8 protein-coding genes and 1 pseudogene are annotated in these 12,677 nt (G+C 39.9%); 2 read left to right on the top strand and 7 right to left on the bottom strand.

Translation table 11 applies throughout. The features are described from left to right. Positions 1 to 58: 58 nt before the first annotated feature. Positions 59 to 895, bottom strand: a complete 837-nt coding sequence (locus H6A34_RS06975; protein WP_205104414.1) for a hypothetical protein — start codon at positions 893 to 895, stop codon at positions 59 to 61. A 592-nt stretch (positions 896 to 1,487) separates the two neighbouring features. On the opposite strand from H6A34_RS06975, the pseudogene H6A34_RS14965 reads away from it, so the two are divergent. Next, positions 1,488 to 1,607 (top strand): annotated as a pseudogene (locus H6A34_RS14965) (HigA family addiction module antitoxin); the annotation flags it as partial. A 46-nt stretch (positions 1,608 to 1,653) separates the two neighbouring features. Here H6A34_RS14965 and H6A34_RS06970 read toward each other — a convergent pair. The 5 genes from H6A34_RS06970 to rfbA all read right to left on the bottom strand — a co-directional run bounded on the left by H6A34_RS06970 (position 1,654) and on the right by rfbA (position 11,233). Then, positions 1,654 to 2,109 carry a hypothetical protein gene (locus H6A34_RS06970; RefSeq protein ID WP_205104413.1) on the bottom strand — a complete coding sequence of 152 codons (456 nt, stop codon included), beginning with the start codon at positions 2,107 to 2,109 and terminating at the stop codon, positions 1,654 to 1,656. A 717-nt stretch (positions 2,110 to 2,826) separates the two neighbouring features. After that, positions 2,827 to 6,321, bottom strand: coding sequence for an SIR2 family NAD-dependent protein deacylase (locus H6A34_RS06965; RefSeq protein ID WP_205104411.1), 3,495 nt, complete (start codon positions 6,319 to 6,321; stop codon positions 2,827 to 2,829). Positions 6,322 to 6,692: 371 nt separating this feature from the next. After that, complete coding sequence (locus tag H6A34_RS06960) at positions 6,693 to 9,011, bottom strand: DEAD/DEAH box helicase (RefSeq protein WP_205104409.1); 2,319 nt, start codon at positions 9,009 to 9,011, stop codon at positions 6,693 to 6,695. 88 nt (positions 9,012 to 9,099) lie between these two features. Next, positions 9,100 to 10,239 (bottom strand): dTDP-glucose 4,6-dehydratase, encoded by a 1,140-nt coding sequence (locus H6A34_RS06955; RefSeq protein ID WP_205104407.1) that lies wholly within the window; start codon positions 10,237 to 10,239, stop codon positions 9,100 to 9,102. 85 nt (positions 10,240 to 10,324) lie between these two features. Then, positions 10,325 to 11,233 carry a glucose-1-phosphate thymidylyltransferase RfbA gene (gene rfbA / locus H6A34_RS06950; protein WP_205104405.1) on the bottom strand — a complete coding sequence of 303 codons (909 nt, stop codon included), beginning with the start codon at positions 11,231 to 11,233 and terminating at the stop codon, positions 10,325 to 10,327. Between the two features lie 56 nt (positions 11,234 to 11,289). Here rfbA and H6A34_RS06945 point away from each other — a divergent pair, with 56 nt between their 5' ends. Beyond that, positions 11,290 to 11,514, top strand: a complete 225-nt coding sequence (locus H6A34_RS06945) for a hypothetical protein (protein WP_205104403.1) — start codon at positions 11,290 to 11,292, stop codon at positions 11,512 to 11,514. Position 11,515: 1 nt separating this feature from the next. Here the strand turns inward: H6A34_RS06945 and H6A34_RS06940 are convergent, their stop codons facing one another. After that, a complete protein-coding gene (locus H6A34_RS06940) occupies positions 11,516 to 12,637 on the bottom strand; it encodes a glycosyltransferase (protein WP_205104401.1) in 1,122 nt (373 codons plus the stop codon). Positions 12,638 to 12,677 lie beyond the last annotated feature (40 nt).

The raw sequence follows: 12,677 nt of genomic DNA, 5'->3' as shown, positions 1-12,677 counted from the left end.
TTTTCAACTATAAAGGTACAAAATTTTTGCGAGATTACCAACTTTTTATCTTACTTCATTATCCCGAACTCGAGTATAATATATATTTTTCATTATCTACAATAAAAAGTAAGTACTCGGTGTCTGTAGTTATAACCTTTTCCTTTGCATATTGCTTAACTAAACCTAATATAGATAAAGGCATATTGAAAATATCAAGTACCGGTATATTCCCGTTCATAGAACCTCCGATACCACAATTCATTTTAGGATAATAATGCCTTGTTAAGATGTGAGCATAGCTATAAATATCAGCATAAAAGTCAATTCCACAAATTTTACAAGATTCAGCTTTAACTTTCATCCCATCAAAATATTTTCTCACAAGATAATATACATGATAGAACGTTGCACGCATATAAATGTCTCGTAAAACAAAAGTTCTAGAACCAATTTTCTTTTGTGTCTTTAAAGTTTGTAATTCTTTAAATTTTTTTTCATACAATGGTTTTATTATCTGAAGATATTGGCCTTTACCTTCTTTTAATTTTTCTGTCCAATCTGCCAACAATCGAAAAAATATTTGCTGATGTTGCTTTTTCTTATTCTTTGGTATTTCACCATTATAATCAAAAGCTTTTTTATTAAAATCTATAGCATTATTATCGTTAGCATATATGAGAGTGAGCTTATATAACAAATATTCTTTAGCTTCAGGAATAGAATAAATATCAAAAGTCACCTGTTCTTTATCATTTTTAAGTATCTGAAGATGCTCAAAAAAGAAATCTTTTTCATGCCATTTTAGTTTACTTATTTCCTTTCTATGATTAATGAATTTGTACAGGTATCGCTTAATAGCCACATGACTGTCTACAAAGCCTTTTTGAGCTAATTGTTGTCTAGTGTAAAGCATATTATATATACATGTTGATAAATCAAAAAATATATGAATAGAAGGTTGCGTATATTATCAATTCTAACCTTTTTGCGAAATACAATCTGACTAGCAAAGAGTGAATAGATTATGACCTTTTAACAAGTTCAAAGCGTTTTTATGTACAGCATATATGCAAAATACGTAAAAATACATGTAATATGCAAGCAAATTTCAAATAATTTCGTGAATGCTCAAAATTACTCAAAATAGATGAATGCGAAATATCGTTTTATCTTTCAATTTGTCATCTTTGGGAAACCAAGAAAAACAGGACTAAAAATCATCATGCCGCTTGTGGAACTATCTGCCGGAGGTGTTGCTAGTAAATAAATGAAAATAACACTAATTCTTACTGAGAATACCAAGTTTCCTATACAGATGGGTTATCTCAGAGTGAAAAAGTGTTATAATCAATTTCACTAGCAGAACTACGTTGACAAAATATCCATGAACGGTGTTTTGCGTTCCTCATTATCATTGAAACTAAAATAAGTCAAGAAAAACATCTCTTATTTTGCAAATATGGAAAAAGTAATTTTATTTGTATTGTTACACGAATAAAGGCACTATGAGAGCCAACGACCTTAAACCTTCTTATCCGACCCATCCATGAGAAATACTGAAGGATGAAATCGAATACAGGGGGATATCACAGCGTAAGTTGGCAAACAGGATTGGATTAAGGTATTATTGAAACTATAGCTGAAATACAACATTCTATCAACAAAAAAGCATCATTTCTGGAGCGGTTGGAGATGGCATGAAAGATTGTAAGTAATTTGTGGCAGTTCATTTAAAATGATAAATAGGTTTTTGTTAACATTAGACATTTTATTATAATAATCTTGTATCAATTTCAGAGAATCTTTGATGCTTATCTTTTTTATTGCTGTTATCTGTTTATTAATGCTTTTGTCCTTATGCGCTTCACAAACATTACGAACTTCTTTCAGGCAAGCATCATTTTCATTAATAGATTTATTTAGTTCTTTTAACGCTTCTTTGTAATGGATAAATTTATCTCCAACTAAAGATTCGATAATATTCATTATATGTCCAGAAAGGCTTAACACTCCATTCTTTGTCTCATGAATTAAAGTATAAATTCTTCTAACAAAAAATCTATATTCCCAATCATCTTGCTTCTGAAATAAATATTTATATGGGACCAAGACGTCAGCTTCCAACAATAAATATCGACAAATTACATCATAAAAATGTTTTATCGAGCTATACTTATCAATTAAGTCATCTTTATTTTCACAGTTATTTTGTTTGATATTTTGTATTATTTTATCACAGTTTATTATAGCCTCATATAATAAATCTATTTGTAATAAATCATTTTTTTTATTGTATCAATATTCTTAAATAAAGATTTATTACCCTTAGTCTTAAATTTAGATGTTTCAAAAGAATCTATATATTTCATAGTACTTCTATGCTATTAAAGTAAGAAATTTATCTTGCGACCTATATAAAAGTCAATATCTCATTGAGAAGCAAAAAAACAGAATATTCCAATCCTGCCATACCTATCTGTTGCGACAAGACCGGGATACATATTTGAGTCATATTTGTTAATTCACCCGAACCAATCACTATGTCTGTATGAGCAACAATTCATCATCCTTCTACTCTCGCACCTACAATATGACACTCCCGTCAATACTTATATGTGCCTTTTAACTTATTGGATGGTGTTTAGTTGGCAAACTGCTGGTTTCAGACAAAATGGTCATAACTCCCTAGAATTTGCCTTCATCGCATCCATGTTTAGAACCGATGATATTTGTACATATGGTTGATGTTCAATCCAAATATTGTTTTTCGTTATTTGTTTCCACAAAATTTTTACATAATACATAGTGCTATTTAACAAACACAACCAAAATATATCAAGAACTTTACCATAATCCATTAAAATACCCATTACGAATATCGTGTGGATAATCATTTGAATTTGCAAATGATTGCCAACTTTCATCACATTTTACCTTATAATCATCAGCAATTTCTGTCTTAGAAATTTGACCTGCAAGTTGCCCACCATAGTATAGAATGTCTGCTTTTAATTCAGCAGCAATGTTTTTAGCTGCATTAATCTTTTGCGGCAACTTTGATAGAGTGTCAAGTAAAATTTCAAAATTCTGTTTCTTTACAACGTTGGGAGTTATCCACATAGGAAGGAGTAGTAATATGGATCTCGTTTCAGAATCCAGGCGATAACGTATATGATTAATAGGCAATTTGACTATCTCTTGAACTGAAAATTTTCCATTTGCTAATCGTTGACATTCGGCAACTGCAAAAAACGCATCTTTCATTCTGTTATAGTCAGAAGATAGCACATCCCTTTCAAGACTCTTTTTAATAAATTGTCTGTTATTTTTTACCAGTTCACCAGTTTTTCCTGATTTGGCAATAAATGATAATCGGACAACCGTTCTAATTAAGGGGTAAGAACCGCTTAATAATTTGATTTTCTCAAGTAATTCGTTTCTTAACTCGTTCTGAACAAATACGACATCAACTCTTGATATGAAAATATTGATATGTTCCATTGCCATATCTAAGAAACGCTTTAATCCGCCAAATAATGAATCGGAATCGTTCGTTTCTCGGAGTACAGTATAATTATCATTTACAAAATCGAGAATTTTTTGGAAAATACCATTTATTTCTTCTGGTGTAAAATGCTTATAACAATTAATAAATATCATCATAAAGTTTTCAAAAGCACTAACTGTTGCAGATGAACCTGAAATCTTGAAATCAGAGTCTAAGAATTTTATGACTAACTCATTTAAATATAAAATGAATCGCTTCTTCCAAACTCTATTATCATTCGGCTTGAGATCCACTCCCAAAATGGGAATCAAATCGGTATTGTGCAAGGTGTCGAAATTAGCAAATATGGCATTGTCTATTTTTTCTTGAGATTCTTTAGGAAGAATCAAATGTATTTCACCCAAACGTTCGATTGCAGCTCTACGCATAGGCAATGAATCATTGGTTATCCCATTTACAATAATATCTACAATTGAATCATTGCCCCTCCATTTCTTTATATGTACCATCGGTTTTATAATATCATGTTCCCTTTCATCCAAAACAATTGGCATTTCCATTACTTTCCACCATAATTCAACAGCCTTATCAAGAGGAAGAGAATTGTAACAGGTCGTGAGAAGTTCTCTAATATTATTATGATACGAGTCATATATATTCCATATATATTTTATGAGTACAACGATTCTGTCAAAATCAAGCCATACGCAAAGTCGCACAAGTAAAGGCAATACAACATTATTTTCCCTTTCGTTCCGTTGGAATTTCACTTCCGATTCCATATTAGGTTTCAACACCTTTATCCATGCATCAAATATGCCTATTGCTGTTTCCTCTGAAAGATCCAAGATTTCTTGTCGTGAAATGGCTGTTTTAAGGGCATTTTCATCATTTGATTCCACAAGATAAGGTAAAGCAGTATTAAATCCAACCTCAGCAACAAGAGGAAGTGCGAGTTTATTTGTATTAGAATTATATGTTCTGGAATTTGACCCTATAGGTTGTCCATATGCTTCAGTCAAAAGATAGTAACGGCCTGCTCCGACATATTTTTTGATATATCCGTATGAGCCTGAATTCCAGGATGTACCATGAGAGCCAATGTTAAAACCATGGGTGTGGGTCATTCCTACCTTCTCTTCATTTTTGATTTCTTTTAGACACAATTCATAATACTTTTTAAAGCAAAACCTCTCATCTACATCCCGATTCTGCCTATTATTTAAAGAAATACATGCGAGGCAATTAGAAATAAGCGTTATTGCACTTAACTGGCATTCAGACTTGCTATTTGACATCAATTTTCGGCGTGCATTTCCTAATGCCTCCTCTAAAATCTTTGCTGCTTCATCCCTTTTATCAATTTCTATTAGAATTTTAGATTTCCATAATATACTTCGATAATCGTCAGGAGTTACTCTCCATGAATCTAAAACCTTTTCTAAATTGGCGAATTCACAATGAGATATCAGCCAAAGAGCTTCTTCGTAATTTAACTTTCGATGTAGAGATGTGTTATTTGGGGAAATTCGTTTACGAATAAGTTGCAAATCAGCCTTAAATCTTTCATCACCAGTAATACGATATATTTGCAGAAGTGCAACTGATAAATAATCTGCTTTCTTTTTATATTTTGTATCAGTAGAATCATAACAATCCATTACTTCTTGAAGAGCCTTTACATACCATTCTGTATTTAACCATGACGGCATAAACGATGTTTGAAGACGCCAAGTGTATTCATAAAGGAAATCCAATTTATCAGAATTTTCCAATTCTAAAAACCTTTTTTCCATAAAGGCAAAATCAGAACGGCAACCATCGAAATCATTCTCAATTTTATCAGCAGGAAGAATTATCCAACCTGGATACGATTCCCGAATTTTGCGCATTTCATCTATTGATTCTTTAAATTTATCCTTGTTAGAAAGCGAAATTCTTATTTTACCGCTCCAATTCCCGCTCTTTTTGAATTTGTTACCCACATAAGAAAGTATGAAATCCATGGCTTCTACCGGATCTTCTGAAATATCATTTGTTATAATAGGCTCAACTTTTCTGTAACTAAGTAGTTTTATCTCTGAATCGTGAGGACGGGAACCAACATAAATCATATAAATAGGGAGCATCTGATTCCCCATAATGTCTCGGAACCATCCAAGCCAACTTAGAAAATTCGGGTCATCGCCAGAAAAACCTATTAAACAGAATTGGGTTTCGATAAGAGCTTGCCGAATAGTATTAACAAATTCAGGAAAGCGTTCTGGATAGGTTCGATAATCTTCTTCTGTAATTATGAATGGGCGATTATCAGGAAATGAACCATGAAGTTTTACGATTCTTGGATGTGGCTGATAAATAAGAGAGTCTTTTGAGGTAACTACATTGTAATGACGATAAGCCTTTACCGCAGCTTCTTCCAATAATGAATCATAGTTTGTTGTAAATATATCCCGCCAATTAAGACTCACTAATAGTTCATGCAAATATCCTGGAGAAATGGAATCGTTAGGGAGAGAATTCTTGATTATTTCATCAAGTGCAGTTCGCCCCATTGTACTTTCAATTTGTTGCGCTAGACGGAGAGCTGATTTTAGTCGGAAATCCCGATCACTAGGTTTTGAATCATACAAGGCAGTATAAAAGTCCTCACATAATTCACTCCAGTCTTTCATGTGTACATCTTCTCCCATCTCAGCATTTTTGCTAAAACCAGCACCGACCATTACTGATGCTTTTCTTAATTCAAGAAAAGCCCTAATCTGGTTAAGTTTCATCCTCATTGATGGAGCTATAGTCTTATTTATTTCCCAAAATCTGACTTCATTCATATTACCCGTTGGTGGAATTATATTGAGTTGACAAATAAGAGTGAAAGGTCACGTATATTGTTTATTTTTTCAACTTACATATGTCCCAATCATTAAGTTCAAACCATTTTTGTACAACATATATACAAAGTTCGTCAAAATACTTGGAATATGCAAACAAAATTCCCTATAATTTCGTAAACGTACAAGGTATGAATTTAAAGGACGGCGTTTTATGTTTTCATCAGATTAAAAACACCGATTTCCTATGATTAATTCTCATTGTATCTGAAACCCAAACAAAAACATTCACTTATTTTGTAAATGCCAAATGATGAAAGACAAAAAATCCGACAGGGTTTTATTACCTCCATCGGATTCGTTTTTTAGTTTCAGGTTTCCAGCTTCACGGTTTTCGTCTTTCCAGGGAAAACGGTCAATCGGGCGGTTCCGTCGATGTTTATCTCCACATCAGTGTATTTCGCTTCGAGTACCTTCCGTCCGTCCAGCATGATGACGCCCCATTGCCGGGGACTGGTTTCGACGGCGCAATATACGCCTACAGGCGGCCGGATGTTGCGGTATATCGGGGGGACTATCGTCTTGCCGCCAAGTTTCAACCCCCATTTCGCCCCTGACTGGAAAGGGACGGCATTTTGCATTCCCGCCAACCGCTCACGTCGCTTCCGTTCTTGCTCACGCCGGTAGTCCTCACGCATCTTTGCGGCTCTCGCCCAGGCTTCCGCTTTCAGGCGTGGCATGACAACGTCAAAATCCTCGTCTTGCGACTTTGGATGTTCGCGGGCGATGTGTTCCTTTTTCCCGCTTTCCATTGCGTGGTAGTAATTCCCCTTCTCGTCGGCAACGACAATGCTCCTGTCGGCCAGCTCGCCGCAGAACCAATAATAATCATCTTCGTCATCCGCCAAGACGCACACGCAGTCCCGGTGGAGGAAAGCATCTCCGCCGTCTATGTGCCTGAACTTGCGGTTGTCAGACAAGTTGGTGTAAATCCGCAGATAGAATCCCCGCGGCACCAAGTCAAAGCCGTTCATTCCCAACGGACTCTTATAGACATGCCTGGTACGGCTGTAATACAGCATTCCGACCCTCAACATCTCAATCTTCCCGAATTTCAACACTTCCGGTTTCACGTCATACGGCTTGGACGTTTTCAAGTCGATGTAGGATGCATATCCGGCATTGTCTGTTACGGCGATAATGTCGTCCGGCATGAATCTCATATTCCGGTATCGTCCGAGCTCCATCCGTATGTTCCCGCTCCCTTCCACTATGCCAGTCCGGTTGTCATCGAACCTCACGACGGCCAGGTTGCCTTTCACGTCAAATACGGTGCGGTATTGCGCCTTGACCGTGATGGTCTGTCCTTGCCTTAATCCCCAAAGTCCGCTTTGACGGTCTTTATATGGTTTCAGGGCTTCCGCCTGCGACGCTTTGTTGCCAGGCAGGTGAGAACCGCTTCTCAGGCACTCCATCAACCGCCCGTGCGTCATGATGGTTTCGAGTTGCCCGCTTTCATCCACCGTTTCCGTTCCCACCGATGATACAGACATGCAGGCGGTCGTCCTTTCATTCGCATGGGTGCGTCCTTTTCCAGCCAACCGTCCCTCGAACATGGCTTGCCAGTCCCTATCGGCCGTAGGCAACCCGAACAGGCGGTAAAGCCCGACGTTATCTATCAACATGCACGTTTCTTTGCCTGCCGTCTTGCGCAGTCCCCGTCCCACTTGTTGCAGGTACTTGGCGAGCGAGAGGGTCGGTCGGGCCAACTGAACGAATTCAACATCTGGGCAATCAAAACCTTCGCTGAACACGTCCACGTTCACCAGCACCTGAATCTTGCCCAGTCTGAAGTCCTCCACCATTTGCTTGCGCAGCTTGGCCGGTGTCTTGCTGTCAATGGCAACGGCATTTACACCTTTATCATTGTAGTATGCGGCGATGTTCCGCGCGTGGCTGATGCTGATTGCGTAGACGATGCCTTTCTTCCCGCCGGCATACCGCCTGACGCTTTCATAAAGCCTTTCAATGCTCGGCTTTTTATTGAGTACCGCGTCCATTTCCTTCACCTGGAAATCCCCGTCAGCACCCCGTTTCTCCAGACCGTTTATCAACTTTTGGTCTTCACTGTCCGAACGTATGGACACACAATCAAAAGGTGAAAGCCATCCCTGCTTGATAAAGTCCGCAATGCTGTCCGATGTTATCAGCACATCAAACAGCTCCGTAAAACCTTTCCTGTTCAGCCGGCACGGGGTAGCGGTCATTCCCAGTTTCTTCGCCTCAGGATAGCGCAGCCACAGTTCCTTGTAGGTTTCCGCCAAGGCATGATGGGCTTCGTCAATGACTATCAGCACCGGCTTCTCATTATTCACGTCATCCCAATGGAGTGAAAGCCATTGTATGGACCGTACTTTTATTTTCCCGTCATGTTTCCCGATGCCGAACTTTGCGACTGTGTCTTCAATCTGCTCGACCAATTCCCTCCGGTGAGCTATAATCCAGACAAGGCAGCTTGGTTTTCCATTGCCGATTTTCAATTGTTCATTTACCAGCGAAGCGATTACAATCGTCTTGCCCGTGCCTGTCGGCATTTGCACCAACACGGATTTTCCATGCTCCCAAGCATCTAGGACACGCCGCCTCATGTCCTCTTGGTAATCGCGTAGCGTGTTTCCAACTCGTTTCATTGCCGGGGGATGTCAAACAACGATTGAAAACAAACAAGGGCAAAGCATCCTTGCATACCTTGCCCTTTATTCCCGAATGGAAAGACGTTTACCTGTCCTTGTACATCTCGTCGTAATACCTTTGGTAGTCTCCGCTTGTCACGTTGTCCATCCACGCTTGGTTGTCCAGATACCAGCGGACGGTCTTCTCTATGCCTTCCTCGAACTGGAGGCTTGGTTCCCAGCCAAGCTCTCTTTGAAGTTTGCGTGAGTCGATGGCGTAGCGCATGTCGTGGCCCTTGCGGTCAGTGACGTATGTGATGAGGTCCATGTCCTCGCCCTCCTTGCGGCCGAGCAGGCGGTCAACGGTCTTGATGACAACCTTGATGATGTCGATGTTCTTCCATTCGTTGAAGCCGCCGATGTTGTATGTGTCGGCCGTCTTTCCTTTGTGGAAGATGAGGTCGATGGCGCGGGCGTGGTCTTCAACATAGAGCCAGTCCCTCACGTTCTCGCCCTTGCCGTATACGGGCAGCGGCTTCTTGTGGCGGATGTTGTTGATGAACAGGGGGATGAGCTTTTCGGGGAACTGGTAAGGCCCGTAGTTGTTGGAGCAGTTTGTCACTACGGTCGGCATACCGTATGTGTCGTGGAAAGCACGGACAAAGTGGTCTGAACTTGCCTTCGATGCCGAGTAAGGTGAATGCGGGTTGTATTTCGTCTCCTCGGTGAAGAACTCCGTGCCGTAGGCGTGGTGGTGTTCCGACGATGCCTTGGTGGTGAACGGAGACTCAATGCCTTCGGGGTTCGTCAGCTCCAACGCCCCGTAAACCTCGTCTGTAGAGATATGATAGAAACGTTTGCCCTCATAACCTTCGGGCTTGTTTTCCCAGTATTCTTTTGCTGCTTGCAACAATGTCAGCGTGCCCATCACGTTGGTGTGGGCGAAGGTGAACGGGTCTTTGATTGAGCGGTCAACGTGGCTCTCGGCGGCGAGGTGGATTATTCCGTCGATGTCGTACTTCACCATCAGCGACTTGATTGTCTCGTAGTCGCAGATGTCGGCCTTCACGAACACGTAGTTCTCCTTGTCCTCAACGTCCTTGAGGTTGGCCAGGTTGCCTGCATACGTCAGCTTGTCGAGGTTGATGATGCGGTACTCCGGATATTTGTTCACGAACAGGCGTACTACGTGTGAGCCGATGAAGCCGGCTCCGCCCGTTATCATTATGTTTCTCTTGAATGTCATTTCTTTATTTGTTTTTCCATTAACATGTTGGATTCATCCCACATTATGCAAACCAGCCTCTCCCCATGGGGGAGACTGAGAATGGCTAATATTCCAAGTTTTTCTTCAACGATTCCTCTTTTTCATCGAGAATGGAAAGCAGGTATTTGCCGTAATCGTTCTTCAGCATAGGCTGCGCCACTTCCTTCAGCTTTTCCGCCGTTATCCAGCCTTTGCGGTAGGCGATGCCTTCCAAGCAGGCAACCTTCAGTCCTTGGCGTTTCTCCAACACCTCGATGAAAGTACTTGCTTCTGACAGCGAATCATGCGTGCCCGTGTCAAGCCATGCGAAACCCCTCGCCATAGTCTGCACTTTCAGCTCCTTGTCTTTCAGGAACTCCTGGTTTACGGTTGTTATCTCCAACTCGCCCCTTGCCGACGGCTTAATATGCTTTGCGATGTCAACAACCTTGTTCGGATAGAAATACAAGCCTACCACGGCATAATTACTCTTCGGCTTTTCGGGCTTCTCCTCGATGCTCAGGCAGTTCCCGTCATTGTCGAACTCCGCCACGCCGTAACGCTCCGGGTCGCTGACACGATACCCGAACACCGTCGCCTTCCCGTTCTCCTCGGCGTCAACTACAGCCTGCTTCAGCATGTCGTTAAGTCCCGCGCCGTAGAAAATGTTGTCACCCAACACGAGGCATACGCAATCGTTACCTATAAACTTCTCTCCGATGATGAACGCCTGCGCCAGTCCGTCGGGCGATGGCTGCTCCGCATACTCGAACTTAACGCCGAAGTCGCTCCCGTCTCCCAGCAGCCTCTTGAACCCCGGCAGGTCGTAAGGCGTAGATATGATTAGAATTTCCCTGATGCCGGCAAGCATCAGCACCGAGATGGGATAAAAAATCATCGGCTTGTCGAAAATCGGAATAAGCTGCTTGCTGATTCCCTTGGTGATAGGATACAGCCTTGTACCGCTGCCACCGGCTAGAACAATTCCTTTCATAGAATTTTTATGTTTGTCGCAATTTAATAATAAATTATTGTTACTTTTGCACTTGGATGGTTAGGTCTTGGAGAAAAATAACAATACGTGTTGGTTATGAATTAAAAACAGTTCAACAACTTAATGCACTTGGTATAAAATATAAAATACCAATAAGCAATGTCATTGTCAACGGGGTAGAGTCAACCTTATTGTCTAAAAATGGTTTTGCATGGGCGTTTATTGACGATAAAGAAAAACAAGCAATTCTAAAATTGCCTTATATAGAAAATATTAAATAAATTATCTCATCATCAATTCACTATAATATCTATCCATTTTACCAACCATCACAGGAATAATAAAATTCTCTTTTACTCGTTTAATCCCATTTTCTGCATATTTCAAACTAAGTTCTTTATCGTCAAGTAATGTGTCAATAGCTTTTGCAAAAGCCTTGTCATTCCCATTGGGAACTTCTATTCCTGTTTCTCCGTTCAAAGAAACCCAATTTACACCGCTGCCGGGAATAGTGAATGTAACGGCTGGAGTCCCGCAATACATAGCTTCAGCAAGAGCTATTCCGAAAGCCTCATTCTTGGTTATTGAAGGGAAAGCGAATACGGATGCAGCATAATGATGAAGTTTCAATTCTTCATCAGACAAACGGCCGACAAAATAAACCCTCATAGAATGACATCTTGTTTTTAACTCTTCAGTTAAAGGACCACTGCCCGCTATAACAAAAACACAATCCGACTCTACAAACTTTTCCGCTTCAATTAAATGTGGCAAACCTTTATATTGGATATGTCTTCCTACGAAAAACACGATAGGCTTATTCTCGTATCGCTTCTTAATATCTTCAATTTTCTTTATATCACCATTTCGGAGGATAAAATTATCTTCGTCAATAGCACACGGTAATATCTTTACTTTGTTTTTAAATGGTTGCAACGGAATAGACGCATCCCTATATATTGGACTTGTAACTACAATTAAATCAGCCCGTTTAAGCAATGCCGTTTCTATTGGTTTTATAAATGGATAAATCTTTTTTTGTTTAATTATGTCCATGTGCCAATGAACAACCAACTTCACATTCTTTGGCATCATTGTCAACAAAACTGCCGCAGGATAAGGATTAGCCCAATGGAATTGTATTATATCAGGTTTAAATTCCCTTATGGCCCGTTTCATCATTGGGAAATAAGATACCGACAATGCCTGCTTTGCAATGTTTAGTTTTGTTCCAACACGATAAACGGTTATCCCGTTCACTTTTTCAATAACATCTTCACGCTTGTCACTGAAGCACAATACGGCCCGCTCATATTGTGGCATGCCTTCAACAAGGTACTTGCAGATGTTTTCTACTCCTCCAATATAAGGATAATAGTATTTTGAAATATGAAGAATACGCATACAAATGTTTTTTAAGATTTAGATATGACCGCCATTATAT

The sequence above is a fragment of the Marseilla massiliensis genome (genome assembly GCF_016899855.1).
Classification (GTDB): domain Bacteria; phylum Bacteroidota; class Bacteroidia; order Bacteroidales; family Bacteroidaceae; genus Prevotella.
This window is presented reverse-complemented; position numbering and strand designations above follow the sequence as displayed.

Bases quoted from the DNA above. Each gene is read 5' to 3' on its own strand.
- H6A34_RS06965 (WP_205104411.1), bottom strand. From the start codon at position 6,321: ATGAATGAAGTCAGATTTTGGGAAATAAATAAGACTATAGCTCCATCA.
- H6A34_RS06945 (WP_205104403.1), top strand. From the start codon at position 11,290: ATGGTTAGGTCTTGGAGAAAAATAACAATACGTGTTGGTTATGAATTA.
- rfbA (WP_205104405.1), bottom strand. From the start codon at position 11,233: ATGAAAGGAATTGTTCTAGCCGGTGGCAGCGGTACAAGGCTGTATCCT.
- H6A34_RS06955 (WP_205104407.1), bottom strand. From the start codon at position 10,239: ATGACATTCAAGAGAAACATAATGATAACGGGCGGAGCCGGCTTCATC.
- H6A34_RS06940 (WP_205104401.1), bottom strand. From the start codon at position 12,637: ATGCGTATTCTTCATATTTCAAAATACTATTATCCTTATATTGGAGGA.
- H6A34_RS06975 (WP_205104414.1), bottom strand. From the start codon at position 895: ATGCTTTACACTAGACAACAATTAGCTCAAAAAGGCTTTGTAGACAGT.
- H6A34_RS06960 (WP_205104409.1), bottom strand. From the start codon at position 9,011: ATGAAACGAGTTGGAAACACGCTACGCGATTACCAAGAGGACATGAGG.